The following is a 20,076-nucleotide window of genomic DNA, read 5'->3' as shown; positions in this document are numbered from 1 at the left end:
GGGGATGCTAAGAAAAGGATGGATCTTGTACAGTACCTTAGGGATATTCCTATACGGAAATGCGCAATTCAAAAGCTACAGGATAGATTCCGAAAAATCTAAACTGTCTTTCTCCGTCACCCATATGGGATTCCTAAAAGTAGTAGGAAGTTTTTCTGATTTCTCAGGAATACTAGCCATGGACGCTACAGGGGAATTGGTTGCTATAGAGAGTAAAATTGCAGTAAAAAGTATGGATACGGCCGATAAAACTAGAGATCGATCCTTAATGGACAAAGAATACCTGAATGCGAAAAGCTTTCCTTATATGTATTTTAAAAGCTCTAAGCTTATCTCGGAACAGGATACGAAGCTGATCATAGGAACACTACAAATAAGAGACATCAAAAAGGAAATTCATATGTTATATTCTTATGCTGCGACCTATGAAAAAGGTGGTCCGATACACATTTCAACCGTTCTGAACAGAACGGATTTTAATATCCATTTTGGAGCTTTGGATGCCTTGGTAGGAGAGGAGATACGGATTGAGTTGGAAATCTTTAAAAATTAATGTATTATAAAGTCTTGAAAAGCAGTTTCAAAAAGGAGAATAGGGCAAACAGTACATGATTATGAAAACCTATCAAAAAACCATTTTAAGCACTACAATTTTTATGTTTGGAACAGTGGTTTATGCTCATTATTCCTTGGGGAAGTCAAGAAACAGAAAAAGGGAAGACCGTATACCATTTCACCACTGATGGAACCGTTGAAGTGGAAGATTATTTTTTGACCAACGACACCTACCACCTTTTTGGGAAGGCATAGGATATAGCGAAAAAACTTAAAAATTAAGCGAACAAATGGCTGCGATAACCGGAATGACAATTGCGATAGTACAGATGGAGGCAATGCTGAAGTTTTATACTGCTGTTTTCGATTTGCACTTTACCCCAAGTCAAATGATGGGGCATACCCTTTATCATGGAAAATGGGGTGCTTTATCGCTCCAATTCTGTCCTGCCGAGCTCGCAGGGAATTCGGCCACCCAGAATAAACATCAATTGGATGTTCTGGTGGAGGATATTCATAGCTGTATTCAGAAAGTAACAGAAAATCAAGGGAGCTGTATGGCCGAGATTTCAGAAGATGATAAGGCCTATCGTGTTGGTATCTATGATCCCGATGGAAATTCACTGGTATTGCAACAATTGAAATGAAGCTTTGACCAATAAAAGGTAATTTTTTTTCCAAAAAGAGGTGTCATTCAACTTAATACCACCTAGGATCATAGAAATAGACATAGTTTAGACCAAATCATGTACGTTATGGCTGAATTAGCAAAAACCATTCAACGAATTAACATAACCGAACTTACCCAAGAGGAAGCTCAGACCATAGCGGGAGGAGCAAACCCTTGGACGGATAAGGATAGTGATTAAATAAAGCAAGGTTATGGTATGATTCAAGGAGGACCGGCATTTGCCGGTCTTCTTTTTTTCATCAGCCAAGCCTAAGGATGCCTTGCTTAATTGTTTGATCATACATAAAATAATCTTTAGAGGAACCTTCGAAACATGGAATTGAAAATGGACTAAGGTCATATTAAAAATGCACGGGTGTAAGATTTTCAGCTTTTAAAGCAACCTATAGGGAAATCAAAAACTTGATCCATGTATTATATTCTAAAATGTATAGCGGTTCTTATTTTTTTCTTGCTTGCCTCGCTGAGTGCCAAGGCTCAAATTCAATCTGAAGCACATTTTGCACAAAAGTTAGAGACCTACTTGGGCCTGATCCATGACAATCTTCATTTTAATGGCGAAGTTTTGGTAGCAAAAGGGAATCGGATTCTTTTTCAAGAAGTAAAGGGGTACAGTGCCCGTGAACATCAACTTAGCTTAAGACCGGGGCAAAAATATAAGATTGCCTCTATTACAAAATCCTTTACCGGGGTACTCATTGGTATTGCAATAGAGGAGGGGAAACTGAATTTCAAGGACAAAGTAATTCAGCTTATACCTACATTATCCCCAAAATTTAAGGATATCACCATTGCACAATTGTTACATCATACTTCCGGCCTGCCTCATAACGAAGGAATTGCGAAGTATTGGCCCGTAAAGTCAAAACTTCATGTGAATACTGTGGAAGCATTACATGAAATAAATACACTTGATTTGCTTTTTGATCCTGGTACCGGGCAGCATTATTCAAGTTTAGGGTATTACTTATTGGCTACTGTACTCGAAAAGATTTATGGAGAGCAATACGACCATATTTTGCAAAATAAAATTTTCAAGAAATTGCAACTGACCCGTAGTGGTAGTCTGAATTCCCTAGCCATACGACCTCAAATGGTATCAGGATATCATTTGGTAAAAGATGACAGTGTAATTATGGCGCCTTATCGCAATTATTCCATGCTTAAAGGGGCCGGAGATTTGTATTCCACTACTGTCGACCTGCATATATTTAATACAAGTTTCTTTTCGAATGATTTACTTCAGGAAAAAACGAAAGAACGTATTTTTAACCCGGACATGGAACAAATCAATACCTTGGGCTACGGAATGGGATGGTATGTTGCTCAAAAACCCCATAAAAGCTATGCACATGGCGGGGGTACCTGGGGCTTTTCTGCACATAATGCCATATACCCCAAAGAAAAAATCAGCATTGTGATTCTAAGCAATATTTCAAGGCTTCCCATGGGCAATATTGCTAGGGATATTGAAAAAATCGTATTTGGAGCTGCTTTTGACCTTCCACGAAAGCAGAAGGAACAATCCATTAACACTACCTTACTGGAACATTATACCGGGGTTTATCGGTCAATTACCAAGGGGGCAACGCTCTCTATTTCAAGAAAGGATGATCGTCTTTTTGCACAATTAGGGAAAAAACCAAGCTTTGAAATTTATGCTAAAGGCGACTACGAGTTTTTTGGTAAAAAAATAGCAGTTACGATCTCTTTTGAAAATGAAAACGATAGCATCACAGGCTGTACTGCAAAGCGCTTGGGAAAGAGCTTTTATTTCAAAAAAGAATTGAAATAATGGAAAAAGAGTTTTTAAATAGTGTGGAAGAACACCAAGGCATTATATACAAGATCTGTAAAATGTATAGGGATTCTAAAGAAGACCAAGAAGATTTGTTCCAAGAAATTGTACTTCAATTATGGAAGGCGTATCCCAATTTTAAGGGAACTGCCAAAATGAGTACATGGATGTATAGAATAGGCTTGAATACTGCCTTGGCCTTATTTCGGAAGAAACGTATTGCCTTGGATTATCAGGAAAGGGTTTCTGAAAATTCCAAAACTGTGGATAGTTCCCAAGAACCATCGGAGAACGAAGAAAGATTATTTGAGGCCATACGAAAACTGAATCCAGTGGAACGGGCCATTACCGCCTTGTATCTGGAAGATTATGCACATAAAGAGATTGCGACAATAACAGGTATATCGGAAAATTATGTAGGTGTACGAATCAATAGGATTAAAAATAAATTAAAGAAAATAGTAAATTAAAGAAGATGGATATTACTGAATTTCAATCGGATTGGAAAAAAATTTCGATAACAAAAAAAAATAAAGAAACTTTACGATTAATGACCAAAATCAAGAATCATGCAGATATAAAAAGAATGCGGATCAAGTTTATGGTAGAAGGCGTTGCCCTGATTCTTTTTACCGCAGTTTATTATGATGGCTTTGATGGTCATGCAAAACCATTATGGGCCAATATCCTTTTGATAGGTTCCGCTATAGCTTATGTTTTGACCAGGATTTTGGGGTGGCACGCTTTGCGAAATCCAATTAGAGCGAACAATTTAAAAAAGTCATTGGAAACACTCCATATTCGATTAAAACATATTGCGATATCCAATACGATAGCTTCTATTTCATTTGCTGTGGCATTGATTCTTTTCTTTTCATCCATTATCGTATTTACAAGGGAAAAATATGGTATGCTACTAGGTATGATCATTACTTTAGGAGCAGTACTGCTTTTCTCCAGAAGAAATTGGATACGTCAAATTAAAGCAATAAAACGTACATTGGAAGAATTTCAGGAATTCTCCTGATACCCAAATCAAATGATCATATATAATATCAAACTAGCTTAAAAACCCTAAATAGGGCAAATGACAGTGATATGACATATAGGTGTCGTCTAAATAAGGACGATTTACGTCTAGGTTTGTACCCAACTAATTAAGACATGGAACAACAAGCAATAGGAGAGAATTTAATTTACCAAAGAAAATTAAAGGGGTACACCCAGGCAGAACTTTCAGAAAAGACCCAAGTCACCATTAGGACCATTCAGCGTATTGAAAAAGGAGATGTAAATCCACATTTGCAGACGGTAAAATTATTGGCAAGTGCATTAGATATCGAAATAGAAACCTTAATGCCCCTGCACAATCCTAAAGAAGAAACGATTCAAAAAAAATGGTTGTTACTATTGCACGGATCTCCGTTTATAGGATTTGCCATTCCGCTGGCCAATATTCTAATTCCGCTGTTCCTCTGGATTCATAAACGGGAAGATAATCCTATTTACGCTAGACACGGACGGATCATCATCAATTTTCAAATTAGCATGACCATAATGTACGTACTATCGCTCATCGCATTGGTGACCATTGAGAAATGGGGTTTTTTATTTTTTATACTAGTGATCCCATGTAGTATTTCCATCATGTTGTTCAATATTATAAAAGTGACCAATTCCCTGAAATGTAGTTACCCTTTGGCTTTTCCATTTATAAGAAAAAGTAAAGTTGCCCGTACGGCAAAGTAAGTCCATATAATTTTTGAAAATTGTCTGAGCTGAGGAAATAGAATTTAGGTATTATCTGTAAAACTATTGAATTTGTATCTTTGTTTTGCTATAATTTGCTTTAAAGAACTTCCAGCAATTGAATGTCGAAAAATTTTCACCAGAAATTAATAAAGTCTATCAGATAGAAAGACATTCCCTTATTCATGTTTTATCGGGTACTGGGGGAATTCAGGTGGATTTCAACAATTATTTTGATTGGCAACACAAAGGGATTTTTCTGGAAAAAGGGCAGTATATCAAATTTTTATCCGACACTTTTACCGTACGCAAAATTGAATTCTCGGATGAAGATAAATTTTATAACAATGAGGTACGGGTATTGTTCAAACACCTTATTTCCTTGGGTTATATTGATTTAGAGGAATGTACTGCATGTAAAGCCTTCTTATCGGAATCTGTATTTAACGAAAACCCTACCAATATCATTGATATTTCTTCCAAACAATGGTATTGGCAAAATCCTTTTAAGGCAAACAAAGAGGAATATCAGATCATATTTGATGCCAAGGAAATCATTGATGAGGAATATAGGAACCATATGTCCAATCGGGATTTGGTTGATCTCATCAATCAAAGGGGGTATAATGCCCAGGCGCTGATCAAAGACAAAGTGGGCTTATCCGTAAAGAAGCTCCTCAGTGCTAAAAAACTGAAGGAAAGTCAAAAAGAAGTTGCATTTACGGATAAAAGTATTCAAGAGATTTCCTATGAACTTGGGTTTAAAGATGATGCTTATTTCAATCGGGTCTTTAAGAATGCAACGGGAGAAACGCCTAGGCAGTTCCGGGAGAACTTCGATTTTAAAAATAGGGATCTTTTTACACAAGATATTGTTGCTCTATTAAAAGAGTATCATACCGAAGAACGCTCTTTGGCATTTTATGCCGATAAAATGAACCTCTCCGTTAAGACCCTAGCCAAAAAAGTACAATCAAAAATGAATATCTCCTTAGGGCAACTCATTCGCTTAGAATTGATCAACACGGCCAAACTAATGCTTATTGAAGGGGAGACTGTGGTTCAAATCTCACAATCATTGGGCTTTGAAGAGGCCAATCACTTTTCTAGATTCTTCAAACACTATGCGGGAATCACGCCAACCGACTTCAAAATAAAAAAGTACAATTAATAGGAACTTTTTTGTAGCAACCCATTTTAGTTCATTTTTCATCTTTGTGCCATATTAATTACTAAAAATAATCATCATGAAATTTGTTACTAAAAGAATACATGCATTCTTAGATTATCCCGTAGCCCTTGCATTAATGGTCTTACCTTTTGTTTTAGGCTTGGGGGCTGTAAACACTATGGCACTTTACTTATCTGTAGCCACAGGTATCGCAGCATTTGTTTTAACCTTACTGACCGATCATCACTTGGGCGCATTGCGCGTAATTCCTTATAAATTTCACTTGATCGTGGATTTTGCGGTGGCTATCGTTTTTATTCTGGCTCCTTTTATCTTTTCTTTTGAAGGTATGGATGCCTACTACTATTGGATCAATGGTATTGCAGTACTAGTGGTCGTTAGTTTACATAAACCCGAAGTTGCCGTTTAGAAACGAGAAAAAAAAGAATGATTCTAAAAAATTCTTGATTTCCTTTTAAATTGCTAAAGCATATCAATGATATATTGGTATGCTTTAATCGCTTATCGTTAAAAAATTAAGATGTATAGTATTATTGGTGGAGGTATTGGTGGCTTGACAACTGCTTTGGCTTTTGAAAAACTGGGAATAGCATATCAACTTTTTGAAAAATCCGAAGTATTAGTTCCTATCGGGTCAGGCATACTCTTGCCACCAAATGCATTACAAGTTTATGAGTGGCTTGGCCTGTTGGACGATTTAATGGCTAAAGGAAATGCCATGAAACGAATCACCTTGACAAAACCAGATATGTCCCCTTTGTTTGATTATGTTCAAGACGATGTTAAAGAAAAATACGGATACTATGCTTTGTCCATTCATCGTTGGGAATTGCAAAATTGCCTATTGCAGCGAATTCCAGCGCATAAAATCCATTTGGGAAAATCTTTTAAGCATTTTGAACATAGAAATCATAAAGTACAAGTTTCGTTTGAGGATGGTACAAGCATTGAAACCAATTTTTTGATCGGAGCAGATGGGATTCATTCAAAAATCAGAAAACAACTCTTTCCCAAAAGCAAAATCAGATATTCCGGACAAAGTTGTTGGAGGGGTATATGTACGAGTAAAGCCCTGCATGAGGCATATCAGCATAGAGGAATAGAAATGTGGGGTCAGCAATTGCGATTTGGGATCACCAAAATTGAAGCGCATAAATTTTATTGGTTTGCCGTTCAATTAAGCCCTCCGGGCCTAAAAGATACTCCAGGAAAGCTTCAAGAAAAATTAGCGGCTTATTTTGCAGATTTTCATCCTATGGTCAACGAACTCATTTACGGATCTTTGGAAGAAAACATCATAAGAAGCGATCTCTATGATGTAAAACCTTTAAAAGAATGGTATCGAGGGAGCGTATGTCTTATAGGGGATGCGGCCCATGCTACTACACCTAATATGGGCCAAGGAGGAGCGCAAGCGATTGAAGATGCGTATTATTTGGCAAATGCCATTGTGAACGCTCCAAATAATGCATTTAAAAACTTTCAGGCCCAGAGAAAACAAAAAGTAGATCAGATTGTAAAACAATCACGGATGATGGGCAAAATGGGGCACTGGAAATATGGGGTATGGCCAAGGAACTATATATTAAAGAACACCCCCCGATCAATTTTTAAAAGGAATTGGAGTGCCATTTATCAACTAAAGTAAAACACTTCGTATAAAGCAATCATGGAAAACGATATTATGAAAGTACGTATTATTGCTAATAATACTCGAAAAGACCTGGGGGAACTCATTTTAAAAACCCAACCACATCATGGGGAATGGGTGCAAATGAATGAAAAAATATATGCGATTCACAGAATTTTACATACAGCAAATGGCCTTGTTCTCTTGGTTATCAGCGTATAGGACGGTCATAAAAAAATAAATAGATGGATAACTTACTTTTTGAAATAAGAAAATGTACGCTTTGTAGTGAAAAGCTGCCCCTTGGACCACGTCCCATTGTCTCGGCCCATACGAGCAGTAAAATTCTTGTTATAGGACAAGCTCCGGGTTCTATAGTACATAAAACCGGAATTCCTTGGGATGATAAAAGTGGTGAGAATTTGAGAAAATGGATGGGGATCGATGAAACTGTTTTTTATGATGAAAAGAAAATAGGCCTTATCCCTATGGGATTTTGCTATCCGGGAAGGGGGAAATCTGGAGATAACCCGCCCACGAAGGAATGTGCCCCAAAATGGCACAATGCCTTATTTGAGCAGATGGATGCACCGCAATTGATCTTACTTATTGGGAAATACGCTCAGGAGTATTACCTAGGCAAAACGGCCCAGCGCACTTTAACAGAAACCGTAAGACAGTATAAGAACTATTTGCCCAAATATTTTGTATTGCCACATCCTTCTCCTCGGAATAATATCTGGCAGGCAAAAAACGAATGGTTTAAAACAGAGGTGCTACCGGCTTTGCAAGCTCGGATTGCCGAAGCACTTTAAACGAATTGTCAATCGACTGAGATGTAACATCCATCTATAGATACCTGCCATTCACCTTAGTATTCTGGAAAAGGTAGGAAAATATCCCATTATTTGCTTTAAAAAGCAATGATATGGCAAATATAAAATGCACCGATTGTGCAAATTTTTATTGTGAAATGGGGTAATGGGGGCGGCCTATGCTAGTTTTAGGATGTAAATTGGGGCATTGGGAATCTACGAATGTTCATAAGATTTTTGATATTGAGGACTGTAAGGATTACCAAAAGCAAGTTCTTGAATAGTCCTGCCAAAGCAATGTCAGGGGTTATATTGAAACACCGTATCCACTATTTTTGGATTCCATTCCAATCGGCTTGTCTTTAGGACCTGAAACGTTTCTTCTCCGTATTTCATGGTAACTGTAAAGGGATACCAATACCCATCAACAGCCTTGTAATCTGAAAAATAGGACTTCATCATTCGCCCTTGATTAGGACCTTTTGCAACTACTTTGGACTCCGAAAGTACGGGAAGGTAACGTAGCGTATCGATATATAGGAAGAGAATGTTTTCAATTTCCTTGCCCGCTACCCATTGTGGGCGCTTGGTTAATTTTAATTTGTAGGTGGATATGTCATTAATGGTCACCTTGGAAATATACTCCGCCTTGAAGCCATTAGATTTCCAATTATGACCGGGATATGGAAAATCGAACCGACTTAGGATCGTATTCTTGGTCATATCGGCATCTTTTTCTTCTGCTTCCATTTGTGCATTGGAACCCCAGGCTATAGTGCCATCGTAGGCAATAGAAATATAGTCCATACCATTAATTTCAAGGGAAGTGATTTGCTTTCCATCTTTTTTCATGATTCTTTTAAAAGGTAGTTCCATGCCTCCTTGTGAAATTAATTTAGCAGTGCCTTCAACCTGCATACTGTTGATTTTATCCCAGTTTTTTTGACCTCCGGATTTTTTGGTATAGGTCTTTAAAATCTTTTCAGCATTTTGGGCGTGGAGGGTCATAATACTCAAAAAGAAAAGCGTAATTGTACATTTAATTGTCATGATCGTTCCATTTAAGATTGAACGATAATAATAGCGGTTCTTAGCTTGTATTTCGACAACCTTTCTAAAGGTTGCTCCTGGAGATTGGTAATTATGTAAACTTTAACAGCATTTTTTTCAATGTAAAGAGATAATCGTATGGTCTACTTAAACTTCAACCGGAACAAAAAGTGCTGCAAGTCGATCAAGGCTATCGCTCCACACATGATCCAATGTCCGCCGAATCTGATGTTGTATCCCTGGATCTTTAGTAGAATAGGTAAAGAATACCTCGGTGGTCAAACACGTTTTCTCGGGAGCAATTGCATTTAACGTCATATAATAGGAGAAGGTTTCCAAGTGCTCAATGTCTTCTGTTTTTTCGCCATAAACAAGCTGTTCCTCTTTGGTTTTACCCCCTAAAGTAGCTACTTTATAGATGCTTGAACCTGAAATACAATTGTGACGTGTTCCAACTCTATTTATCCGATACGCGTCAAATAACAAATCGTCTACGAGTTTGTACCAGCTTGTTCGAATACTAAAATCGGTAATAAGCGTATACGCGTCTGACACATTAGCTTCCAAAACCGTGGAAAAATGAAAGGCAGGAGGGGAATCCGGTTTTTGAATACCAATTTTTTGTATTGTTTTTTCCGAACTTATTTTAAATTGTGACAAATCTTTATACATGTAGACCGCCTTTCCCAAATCATAATCATCTTGCATTGCTTTAAATGAGGGAAATTCTGCCGTATCTACATTCCAGTAATCAAGCGTTTCTGAAGATATCAAGATATACTGATGTACCGAAACACTATTTTTTAATAAACGATGGGTTTTAATGACATCTATACCATAAGGTTTTACCATATGTTTAACCCGCATAAAAGAAATTTCCCCATAGTGGATAATAAATTTGATCTTTAAATTTGAAGCGTTGATACAGGCCCCACATTGACAAATTCGCTGCGTTTCATACTTTGCGATTTGATAGCTGAATTCTTCAAGCATTTTTTGACTTTGTTCCATTACCGTAGCAAAGGAGGGGATATCCAAAGTATACATGAATAAGGCATCTCCTTCAATTTCGGCCAGCTGCAGATTCATGGTATCGGTATCTATCAATGCTTCCAGTAATTCGGAGATAATATGTTTACTATGTTCAATCTCATTGGCGTGTACAAAATTTGTAAACCCACTGATGTCTGGCATAAAGTATAAAGCGTTCTTTTTCATAATCAACCTTTTAATAGTATTGCTCTTAGATTCAAAGGTCCTATTAAAAAGGGGTTTTGGCGCTACAAAAAACACCGTATTTATTGTAGAAAACAACACTGTTGAAAGCGCATTGAGAAGTGTTTCCCTACTTTTTTACCATAGTATACCGCTTATCTTGATCATGTTAGTTTTTAGAACCTTTTTTATTGTATTTCTCTAAGTACCCGCTTTGGTGCAGAAAAACTTCCGGATCTTTAATATGTAAAATGGCATCTATGGCCTTTCGTTTGTTTTCTTGTTTATGAAAGTAAGCTTCTACAATTTTATAACCCATCCAATAGCCCATGTCCTTTGGTTGGTTTTCATTTTTCGGTTTTTGATACAGCCAATCCCCAAAATCTTTCCCATGCATTACTTGTACGAATTCCTTACACAGTTCCTCTTCGTGCGCCTCTCCATATTCTGGCAGCTTTTTATTCAAGAGTACCCCGGAAGTGAGCTCTCCAATGAAATCTGCACTGCCTTCCTTTAAAACTTGTTTTAAAAGCGTATTTGTGCCTTGTACTTGCTGTTGATAATGAATGAGTTCATGAGCGATCAATCCATCAAGGTTTTCCAAATTTTCCAATAATTCAACACCAATGAGAAGGCCGTTTTCCGAAACTGTGCCCCCAGAACTAAATACGCCTACTACAAAATATATGGGAGGGAATACGGCTTGTGGATACCAATACTTCATGGCAGCATAAATGCCTTGCACCCTCTTCTTTTCTATATCCAGATTGTCAAGAACATGTCGTGATTTTAAATAATCCCCTTTTCTTGCCTTTACGGTATGGTACACTTCCTCGGCAGTCAAATACGGTACATAAGGACGTAAGCCTAAAGAGGCGTTTTCAATATAGGCCTCGAAAGGATTGGTTGTGGTATCTTCCAATTGGTCAAAAGCCTTCCAAAAGTTATTATAGTCGCTAACGACAAATTTTGCATCCAAGGGATCATTTGAAAAGTGCTCTTGCCCAAATAGCATCAGAGAGTTGATAAAATAGCTGATAGTAAAAAAAAGAATAGTTCTCATGATTTTGTTTTTTCCAAAACAATTCGAAAAAAACATGCAAATCGCCCAAAAACAAATGTTGGACGTCCAAAATCACGATTTTGGCCTAAGTTTCCTTGAGAAAATCCGAAGGTTTCTTCCCGGTAACATCCTTGAAAATCTGGTTAAAGGAAGATTTGGAATTGAATCCGCATTCTAAAGCAATGCCCAATAAGGTTTTGTTCTTCTCCTTGGGGTCGTTGATGCGTTCCAACACTTCGGCTACCCTAAAGGAATTGATATAGGCATTAAAATTGGTATGGTGGTAGGTATTGATCAGTTCTGAAATATAGCGTTGCGGAAGTTGTAATTGTGTGGCCACATCCTTTACATTCAGCTTTTGTTGCCTATAAAGCTTATCTACTCGAAATAATTGCTCTAAACGTGCCAATTCCTCGGTATCCTGATATTGTGGATACTTCTCTTTGACGCTTCTGGTTTGAGTAGCTTTGGGAATTGCAAAAAATGAGGGTTTAAAATAACCTAAGTAGGCTATTATAAACAAGAAGAGCAATAAAATGATTTCTATAATCCAAAAAACCTGAAATTGAAAAAGCCCCTGTAGAACCCAAAAGATGGTTAAAAGGGCAAAAACACCAAAGAAACCCCAAAGCTTGATCGCTTCTTTGGAAAATCCCATCGTTAAAGTGTCCGCAGATTTTCTCGACATTTTTAAAAGTGCCCTCAAAAATGAAATAAGGGTAATAACCATAAGAATAATAGGGCACACCTCTGTGAAAAAGAACCAAAACCCATTATCGATAAGCCGATAACTGCCACCGAAATAGCTGTTCCAGTAGAATAGGAAAAATTCAACAAGAATTTCTATCAATGCTGGAAGAAATAGTAAAGCATGTCTAGGGCGGAGTACAAAGTTGAAAATCGTATTGGCACGGAGAAACAACCATAGGGCGGGAGGTAGAATCAAGTACGATCCAAAAATCCAGAAAGGAAAAGGATGCTCCGAATTGTGATACGATGTTCCGGTGGCCCAAGCATTTAAAATTTCAAGCGTAATGACAAAACTGATGAGTCCTAAGCAAAAACTGGCATAATTCCGCCTAAAAATAGAGGTCAATAGTGCTAGGCTAATAAGGATACCTTGACCAGATACTAATAGTAGAATGACTTGTTCTATGCTTTGCATGTAAACATGGTGCTTTTTATTACCAATAGTGATACCTAAATTACACATATGTGAACAAGTATACACCATGCTTCTGCAAATTATTGGAATTCCTTGAAGTTAGAATAACCTTGCCGGTTCCTTTGTACGGGAAGAAGCGTTTTGTTATTCATGCAGCACATTCCCATTATTTATTTTACACGATCAACCTTCCTTATTTTTAATGTCGGCTATTTCTTTGTTTTTGAATGATATGGAATGAAGTTGGACCATTCCCAAGGGGTGTAGACATCCGCTAAGGCAATTTCCAATAGTTCTTTATAGATACCTTCTGCATTGTCACTATTGGTCATGATTAAAATCCCTTTCCCAGTCTCTGGGAATAGTATGGAATAGTGCTGGAATCCGTCACCATGACCGCCTTTAGTGACTGCTTTCCCATAAGGGGTATCAAAATACAACCAGGCAAGACCACAGCTCAAGTTAATAGCATCGTACCTATTCGTAACTGTATTGGCACCAGGACCAAAATGATGTAGCGATTTTATACGGATTTGCGCACTAAACATCTCAGCATAAGAGGCTTTATTTAAGTTCTGCTCCTTTAAAACAGCAGTTAAGAATTTTGTATAGTCCGCAGCAGTAGTTTCCAATGTACTGGCCGATCGCGGTTCGTTATCGATGTCCTTACCATAGATTTCACCTTTGGAGTTATGACCGTGAGCGAAATCCTCCTTAAATCGTGTTTGCCATTGATAAGAAGAGTTATCCATGTGCAAAGGTTTGAAAACCAATTCTTGGGCCAATTCATCAAGACCTTTAGCGGTAAGTTTCTCCAGTACAACTTGAAGGTATACCAGGCCTTCACCACTATAATGATATTTTGAACCGGGTTCAAAGTTCACCTTCAATTTTTTATCGGCTTCAAAAAACCTCCAGTTGGCAAATCCTGTGGTATGGGCTAAGCACATTCTGGCGGTAATCTTGTGGTACAAACTATCGGTTTTTAAATCGGAATAGTTATCGTGCCAACGTGTTAGCTGTTTATACTCATGAATTTTTTTGGGGAGATAGGACTCAAGCGGCGTATCTAAATCAATGACCTTGTTTTCGACAAGTTTCATCACAAGCATACTGAATACCGCCTTGCTCAAGGAGGCGCCATACATATTTGTGGAATCCGTAAGGACTAATTTTTTAGGCGCATTTTTATACCCAAAAGTATGTTGGTAAATAGGCTCATTATCATTGAAAACTGTAATGGCCATCCCATGGACTTCTGCTTTGTTCATCAACTGATTAATGCTGTAGGTCAGACTATCTTTTGAAATTTCAGTACCATCCAAACGGCTAATCGTATCCTTTTTTTGTGGTGCACAATTCGCCAAAGCGAATAAAAGAACTGGAACGAGTAGGAGAGGAGATAGCCCTTTCCAAAATTTAGATTTTAAAAGGGATATGTTGAACAGGTAATAAGAGCCTTTCTTTAGAACGTAAAAATAATTTTGTTTGTTTGATCGATTTTTCATGAACTAGGTTTTTATGCAAACAAAGCTATGGATAAGGCGTTACCGCATAGACGACATTTGGGTGTCACCTTGCTGTCATTTGTCCAGAAATGTGCTTTGCCTGGCTGTTTTTGAAAGTTTTACTAAAAGAAGAAGTTAGATTTTTTATTGAAAATCGAGTTTTGCCCTAAGCGGTGAAAGAGAGATTTTGTTCCAATGTCCTTCCTAATGCACTTCTTCTTTCTGGTTGTAGAGCGCAAATTGAGCTATAGGTGATACCAAATTCATTTGGTATTTTTAGCACTAAAGTCAAACCTTCTTTATTTTTCCATAAAGAACAAAACAGCTGAATATTCCTTATCTTTATACTATGAAGATGCTTGCCGTAATCTTGTCTATGCTAACAATTTTCTTGTCATCATTCCCATGTTGCCAGGAGTCCGATTCTTGTTCGGAAGTTCCATTTGTGGTGGAGCATTGCGGGAATGACAGCTCGGAAGAAGAATCCCATGATGAGGATATGCCATGCTCCCCTTTCCTTAGCTGCGGCAGTTGTACTGGATTTACCATTAACTACAGCAGCTTGAATTTTGTTATTCCTATAATAAAACAAGAAACAAAACCTGTTCCTTATATGGAATACCTGCCCAAAGAGGTTTATTTTTTATCCCTCAAGCCTCCTCGCGCCTTTGAAGTATAAACAGTCGTAGAACCAAAATGATTTTGGCCAAATTCCATTGGCCATGATTCGTCATACTTCAAAAAACAATACATGAAATACAGACTATTTGGGATACTGTTCTTTTTCGGAATGGTATCCATTCTTGCGCAGAACGCACTGCATATATTTGTGAAAGACTTCCAGAATGGGAAACCCTTAGTGGGCGTCACTGCTCTTTTGGAACCCCTGAAAAAAGGGGCAGTGTCCGATAAGGCAGGAAAAATCCATTTACAGGATATTCCAGATGGTACTTTTACACTTCGGTTGAGCTATATCGGTTATGCAACATTGGATCTCAGCTTAACATTTCCGCTTAAGGATAGCCTACAAAACAGTGTTTTCTTCCTTTCTCCCCAAACTGAGGAAATGGAAGAGGTTACTTTGGTGTCTACAAGAAGTACCCGTACCATTGCCGATATCCCAACACGAGTAGAGGTCATTGCAGGGGAGGAGCTTTCGGAAAAGGGGAATATGAAACCAGGGGATATTCGCATGCTGCTCAACGAGAGCACTGGTATTCGCACCCAGCAAACCTCTGCTACCAGTTATAATTCCAGTATACGTATCCAAGGGCTCGATGGCAGGTATACGCAATTGCTTCGGGATGGTTTTCCTTTATATTCAGGATTTGCTAGTGGATTAAGTCTCCTGCAAATAACGCCTCTCGACTTAAAACAAGTGGAGGTCATCAAGGGTTCCAGTTCTACACTATATGGAGGAGGGGCTATTGCCGGATTGGTCAATCTGATATCCAAGACTCCAAAGGAGGAGACCGAGCTTAAGTTTATGGCCAACGGCACCTCGGTTCTTGGTTTGGACCTTAATGGTTTTTATTCCCAAAAGTTCGATAAAGTAGGGACTACGGTCTTTGCTTCCTACAATTTGGGAACACCCTATGACCCTGCTGATATTGGATTAACGGCTATTCCTGAGTTTGGTCGATTTACCCTAAACCCAAAGCTCTTCTTGTATCCTGCTAAACGTACAGAACTACTGATCGGAATCAATGCAATCTGGGAGAACCGTAAGGGAGGGAACATTGATTTTCTTGAGGGAGCTACAGTGGAAGACCCTTACCTTGAAATTAATGAGACCAAACGCACCTCTACCCAATTGGGGCTTAAGCATGTCTTTAATGACAAGAACCGTCTGGAGGTCAAGAATAGCTTTAGTTTTTACGACCGTAGTATCCAGATACCGGATTTTAACTTTTCTGGAGTGCAGCGTTCTTCGTTTAGCGAGCTCAATTTTTCCTCTATTTCTAAAAAAGAAGTGGAATGGGTTTTAGGGGCGAACCTTTGGACCGAAAATTTCAATGATGCACGTGAAAATGAGGCGGAGAGGCTCAATGAGAACTACAATATTTTTGGCCTGTTTGCCCAAAACATATGGCCCATTCATGAGACTTTTACCTTGGAAAGTGGTTTCCGTATGGACTTTCATTCGGACTATGGAGCCATTGCTATGCCGCGACTTTCTTTACTATATGAGCCCACCAATGCCTTGACTTTTAGATTGGGCGGTGGTTTGGGGTATAAGACCCCAACAGTGTTTACTGAGGAAGCAGAGCAACTTCAATTCAGAAATGTACTGCCTATTGAAACGGATGGAGCTGGTCTGGAACGCTCCTTGGGAGGCAACTTTGATCTTAATTATCACTGGTTTCCCCTAGAAGGATTGGCGGTGTCGATTAATACCCTCTTTTTTTACACCAGAATTAATGACCCTTTTATACTTAATGCCGAGGGTTTTGGTCGTTTTAGTTTTGAACAACCTGAGGGTTATGTAGACACCCGTGGTGTGGAAGTGAATCTCAAGGTGAAGTATGGAGATTTTAAGTTGTTTACGGGCTATACCCATGCCAAGGTGAGACAAAATGAAAATGGAATGATTTCTGATTTCCCACTAGTAGCCGAACACCGTTTAAACAATGTGCTGGTGTACGAAGAGGAAGATGATTTATGGGTAGGACTGGAAGCGTACTACTACAGTCCCCAGTTACTTGGAAATGGTGAAACGGGCCAATCGTATTGGATAATGGGATTGATGAGTGAAAAAAAACTTGGACCTAAATTTTCGGTTTTTCTCAATTTTGAAAACTTTCTGGATACCCGTCAGACCCGTTTTGGAGCTGTTTTTACAGGGAATTTAAATAATCCACAGTTTTTGGACATCTATGCGCCGGTGGATGGATTCGTGGTGAACGGCGGATTCAAGGTCAGTTTATGATTTGAAGTTTTCCATAGAATAAGGTATAACAGCCATTTTCAATAGTTGTTCCATTGCAGTCCAACAAAATGTTCCACTTTATACTGTGTAGAGGTTTTTCGGGTTTCTTTTTTAGAATTCTCGTGCTAGAAAAAAATGAATGGAAAAAAAAGAAGTCATTTTTGGAAAGTATTGCAGTTAAATAGTATTTTGTGTTTTAAAACTTGCAATCTATGGTCATAGACAGAATCAACAATTGGTTTAATTTATCCAAGCAATTCTTTTTTACCTATAAGGATAATTTTTTCCACCTGTCGTATGTGTCCAATTGCCCGGAAGCCATCGTAAAAAGTTGTATAAAAATGCCTTTTATGAAACACTATCCGGAAAAGCAATTGATCCATTCCAATACCCCTTTTATGAAGGGCGACTTTTTATATGCGGAATTGGAGAAGGGACTTTGGGTACTGCTTACGGATTCCTATTATAAAAACAATCTTTCCTTCAACCCCATTTACGATAAATTTTTGAGTGTCGATTATTATTTTGTGGCAACGAGCAAGATCTCTAATGTACATCGTGTGCCTACCTATCGTATCAACAATATGACCGTGGCCAACAAATCAATTTCATTTTGTAAACCAGGAAAGGATTTCCAGAATTTTCATTTTAAAAACTCCAATGAGATTCTATATATGCTCTACTTTAATGAAGAATGGGCCGAAAAAAATATTTTGGATTCCCCCTCCACACCGGAACATATTAAGAGCCTTTTTAAAAATGACGATATTGCTTTTTTAAATTATGCAGTTGACGATGCGAAACATATGGAAATAACTGATGCTATTTTTGATGCGCTCACCAAAGATGGTAAACCCAATTTTTTTGAACTAAAAAAACTGGTGCCAAGGTATCTGGAAAGTTTTTATACCTCCTATACCAAGGTCAATAGCACCAGTAGGGGAGAATCCTCCTCTGAAAATTTGAAAAAGATAAAACTGATCGAGCATGAGCTGATGCAGAATTTACATGGAAAATTCCCTGGAATTGAAACTTTGGCCAGAAAACATAAAATATCTCCCACCACACTTAAAAAAATCTTTAAGAATGTATTCGGGAGTTCCGTGCTTTCCTATTTTACCAAAGGAAAAATGGATTTGGCCTTAAAGTACCTTATGGAAACGGATGTAAAAATAAAAGAAGTGGCCCAAATGTTAGGGTATGAGAATAAAAGTAAATTTTCCCAAGCCTTTAAAAAAATCCATGGCAAACTTCCCTCGGAAATAAACTAATTTGATTTTTATTTTTTTGGCGGAAAGATGAAACTTTCCATTTTGGTATCCCAAAATGACCGATCAAGCGCTACATCAAGGTCTAAAACTTAGTCTTAAAGCTTTAAAATGTCCTTTTTGGAGGTATTTCTTTAGTGAAAAATTAAAAAATGAAGTTTTCGATGATTTTGCTAAAAATGCTTAAATCATTGATTATGAATTAGTTTTATTTTATTGTATCTAATTTTAAAAATCGCCGATTTCGCCTTCGCAACATATTTTCCAACAATCACCCTAAGAATTTGGGCATTGACAACTTTGTGGGCTAAAAACTCCCGTTATAGCTCAAAAATTCGCATCAAAATGTTATAAATTAAACAAATATTTAATTTAAATATTAAAAAATAACAATCTGTGTTGTAAATAACAGCCTAGAATGCTAAAGCGTCTTTTCGGGCTATTGACGACTTATCGGGTTACTTTTTCAAGAGGTACTCCATTTAATTTCGGTGAACTAAATATTAACCCCAATTTCATTGAATAATCAACTAAATAAGTCTATAAAAATGAATCGACCAACCACCAATTATTTTATCGCATTATTTTTAATGCTCACCTCAATGACTTTTGCACAAATCACAGCCAACCAAGCAGGTATTGCCGTACAAGGTATTGCTCGGGACGGCGGTAATACAGCTCGAGTAAATACATCCATTACTTTAAGTGTACGTATACATGCAGCAGGTACGGATATTGTACCACAGCAGAGCATACAAGTACAGACCGATGACTTCGGGGTATTTTCTTTTGTGTTGGATGTGAACCAAAACAACTACCCGGGCATTGCCAACCAAAGGGCCGAACTGGAAATAAGGGAAGGTAACACCTTAATCTCCAATGAACCGTTACAATTTGTGCCTTATGCTATTGCAGCGGCCAATGGCGTACCTACGGGTGCCATTATGCCTTATGCGGGCAATACCGCCCCTGCAGGTTGGGTACTATGTGATGGAAGTGCCATCCCTACAGGTGCAGCAGGAGATGGTTTACGGGCAGTGATCGGGGGCAATAGTACGCCCAATCTTGTTAACCGATTTATAGTTGGTGCGGGTAATCAATACCAGGTCACCAATGTTGGAGGTGCCGATACGGTTGCCTTAACCACGAATCAGATGCCTTCACACAATCATGGTGGAAGTACCAGTACCGATGGTGATCATAATCATGCACCAACAAGAAATGAGAATGGTGTAGATGTAAGATATGATAGGCTTTTAACATTAGGAAGTAATGATACTGCAGCCACTATTGATGGTAATAACAATGGAGAAGAACCGGGGCTAACACGTTCACAGCTAATTCTGAATGCAGGAGCACATTCCCATACCATTACGGCTCAAGGGGGAGGGGAAGCCCATGAGAACAGACCTCCCTATTATGCCTTAACCTATATCATAAAATTATAA

The 20,076-nt window shown here is 38.1% G+C and carries 21 protein-coding genes; 16 read left to right on the top strand and 5 right to left on the bottom strand.

Annotation, left to right across the window (positions count from 1 at the left end; translation table 11 throughout):
- The first annotated feature begins 4 nt into the window (after nucleotides 1-4).
- The 12 genes from ACEXOE_RS13055 to ACEXOE_RS13000 all read left to right on the top strand — a co-directional run bounded on the left by ACEXOE_RS13055 (nucleotide 5) and on the right by ACEXOE_RS13000 (nucleotide 8,430).
- A complete protein-coding gene (locus tag ACEXOE_RS13055) occupies nucleotides 5-553 on the top strand; it encodes a YceI family protein (protein ID WP_394749252.1) in 549 nt (182 codons plus the stop codon).
- A 107-nt stretch (nucleotides 554-660) separates the two neighbouring features.
- The gene (locus tag ACEXOE_RS13050; protein WP_394749251.1) at nucleotides 661-810 is read left to right on the top strand and encodes a hypothetical protein; all 150 of its coding nucleotides are present in this window, start codon (nucleotides 661-663) and stop codon (nucleotides 808-810) included.
- 35 nt (nucleotides 811-845) lie between these two features.
- Nucleotides 846-1,202, top strand: a complete 357-nt coding sequence (locus ACEXOE_RS13045) for a VOC family protein (RefSeq protein ID WP_394749250.1) — start codon at nucleotides 846-848, stop codon at nucleotides 1,200-1,202.
- Nucleotides 1,203-1,655: 453 nt separating this feature from the next.
- Nucleotides 1,656-3,041, top strand: coding sequence for a serine hydrolase (locus tag ACEXOE_RS13040; protein ID WP_394749249.1), 1,386 nt, complete (start codon nucleotides 1,656-1,658; stop codon nucleotides 3,039-3,041).
- Nucleotides 3,041-3,514, top strand: a complete 474-nt coding sequence (locus ACEXOE_RS13035) for an RNA polymerase sigma factor (RefSeq protein ID WP_394749248.1) — start codon at nucleotides 3,041-3,043, stop codon at nucleotides 3,512-3,514. Before ACEXOE_RS13040 ends, ACEXOE_RS13035 begins: the two co-directional genes overlap by 1 nt.
- Before the next feature lie 80 nt (nucleotides 3,515-3,594).
- Nucleotides 3,595-4,071: a hypothetical protein gene (locus ACEXOE_RS13030; RefSeq protein ID WP_394749247.1), complete on the top strand. Its 477-nt coding sequence runs from the start codon at nucleotides 3,595-3,597 to the stop codon at nucleotides 4,069-4,071.
- A 137-nt stretch (nucleotides 4,072-4,208) separates the two neighbouring features.
- Nucleotides 4,209-4,793: a DUF4870 domain-containing protein gene (locus tag ACEXOE_RS13025; protein WP_394749246.1), complete on the top strand. Its 585-nt coding sequence runs from the start codon at nucleotides 4,209-4,211 to the stop codon at nucleotides 4,791-4,793.
- Nucleotides 4,794-4,911: 118 nt separating this feature from the next.
- Entirely contained in the window at nucleotides 4,912-5,964 is a 1,053-nt protein-coding gene (locus tag ACEXOE_RS13020) for a helix-turn-helix domain-containing protein (protein ID WP_394749245.1), read from the top strand.
- 76 nt (nucleotides 5,965-6,040) lie between these two features.
- Nucleotides 6,041-6,394, top strand: coding sequence for an SPW repeat domain-containing protein (locus tag ACEXOE_RS13015; protein ID WP_394749244.1), 354 nt, complete (start codon nucleotides 6,041-6,043; stop codon nucleotides 6,392-6,394).
- Nucleotides 6,395-6,505: 111 nt separating this feature from the next.
- Nucleotides 6,506-7,633, top strand: coding sequence for an FAD-dependent monooxygenase (locus ACEXOE_RS13010; protein WP_394749243.1), 1,128 nt, complete (start codon nucleotides 6,506-6,508; stop codon nucleotides 7,631-7,633).
- A gap of 21 nt (nucleotides 7,634-7,654) precedes the next feature.
- Nucleotides 7,655-7,837, top strand: a complete 183-nt coding sequence (locus tag ACEXOE_RS13005) for a hypothetical protein (protein WP_394749242.1) — start codon at nucleotides 7,655-7,657, stop codon at nucleotides 7,835-7,837.
- A gap of 23 nt (nucleotides 7,838-7,860) precedes the next feature.
- Nucleotides 7,861-8,430, top strand: coding sequence for a uracil-DNA glycosylase family protein (locus ACEXOE_RS13000; protein WP_394749241.1), 570 nt, complete (start codon nucleotides 7,861-7,863; stop codon nucleotides 8,428-8,430).
- A 300-nt stretch (nucleotides 8,431-8,730) separates the two neighbouring features.
- Here the strand turns inward: ACEXOE_RS13000 and ACEXOE_RS12995 are convergent, their stop codons facing one another.
- From ACEXOE_RS12995 to ACEXOE_RS12975, 5 genes are all read right to left on the bottom strand, one after another.
- On the bottom strand, nucleotides 8,731-9,480 hold the full coding sequence (locus ACEXOE_RS12995) for a hypothetical protein (RefSeq protein ID WP_394749240.1): 750 nt from the start codon (nucleotides 9,478-9,480) through the stop codon (nucleotides 8,731-8,733).
- A gap of 147 nt (nucleotides 9,481-9,627) precedes the next feature.
- Entirely contained in the window at nucleotides 9,628-10,698 is a 1,071-nt protein-coding gene (locus ACEXOE_RS12990) for a DUF2652 domain-containing protein (protein WP_394749239.1), read from the bottom strand.
- Nucleotides 10,699-10,864: 166 nt separating this feature from the next.
- Nucleotides 10,865-11,758 carry a DUF2268 domain-containing putative Zn-dependent protease gene (locus ACEXOE_RS12985; protein ID WP_394749238.1) on the bottom strand — a complete coding sequence of 298 codons (894 nt, stop codon included), beginning with the start codon at nucleotides 11,756-11,758 and terminating at the stop codon, nucleotides 10,865-10,867.
- Nucleotides 11,759-11,843: 85 nt separating this feature from the next.
- The gene (locus ACEXOE_RS12980) at nucleotides 11,844-12,923 is read right to left on the bottom strand and encodes a helix-turn-helix domain-containing protein (RefSeq protein WP_394749237.1); all 1,080 of its coding nucleotides are present in this window, start codon (nucleotides 12,921-12,923) and stop codon (nucleotides 11,844-11,846) included.
- 209 nt (nucleotides 12,924-13,132) lie between these two features.
- A complete protein-coding gene (locus tag ACEXOE_RS12975; RefSeq protein ID WP_394749236.1) occupies nucleotides 13,133-14,431 on the bottom strand; it encodes a serine hydrolase domain-containing protein in 1,299 nt (432 codons plus the stop codon).
- A gap of 349 nt (nucleotides 14,432-14,780) precedes the next feature.
- Here ACEXOE_RS12975 and ACEXOE_RS12970 point away from each other — a divergent pair, with 349 nt between their 5' ends.
- The 4 genes from ACEXOE_RS12970 to ACEXOE_RS12955 all read left to right on the top strand — a co-directional run bounded on the left by ACEXOE_RS12970 (nucleotide 14,781) and on the right by ACEXOE_RS12955 (nucleotide 20,076).
- Nucleotides 14,781-15,110 carry a DUF6660 family protein gene (locus ACEXOE_RS12970; protein WP_394749235.1) on the top strand — a complete coding sequence of 110 codons (330 nt, stop codon included), beginning with the start codon at nucleotides 14,781-14,783 and terminating at the stop codon, nucleotides 15,108-15,110.
- A gap of 72 nt (nucleotides 15,111-15,182) precedes the next feature.
- Nucleotides 15,183-17,360 (top strand): TonB-dependent receptor, encoded by a 2,178-nt coding sequence (locus ACEXOE_RS12965; protein ID WP_394749234.1) that lies wholly within the window; start codon nucleotides 15,183-15,185, stop codon nucleotides 17,358-17,360.
- A 212-nt stretch (nucleotides 17,361-17,572) separates the two neighbouring features.
- Nucleotides 17,573-18,631, top strand: coding sequence for a helix-turn-helix domain-containing protein (locus tag ACEXOE_RS12960; protein WP_394749233.1), 1,059 nt, complete (start codon nucleotides 17,573-17,575; stop codon nucleotides 18,629-18,631).
- A 545-nt stretch (nucleotides 18,632-19,176) separates the two neighbouring features.
- Nucleotides 19,177-20,076, top strand: a complete 900-nt coding sequence (locus tag ACEXOE_RS12955) for a phage tail protein (RefSeq protein ID WP_394749232.1) — start codon at nucleotides 19,177-19,179, stop codon at nucleotides 20,074-20,076.

Origin of the sequence: Spongiimicrobium salis (assembly GCF_043678055.1) — a bacterium.
Classification (GTDB): domain Bacteria; phylum Bacteroidota; class Bacteroidia; order Flavobacteriales; family Flavobacteriaceae; genus Spongiimicrobium; species Spongiimicrobium salis.
The sequence above is the reverse complement of the archived record's forward strand: the minus strand, read 5'-3'. Positions and strand labels throughout refer to the sequence as shown.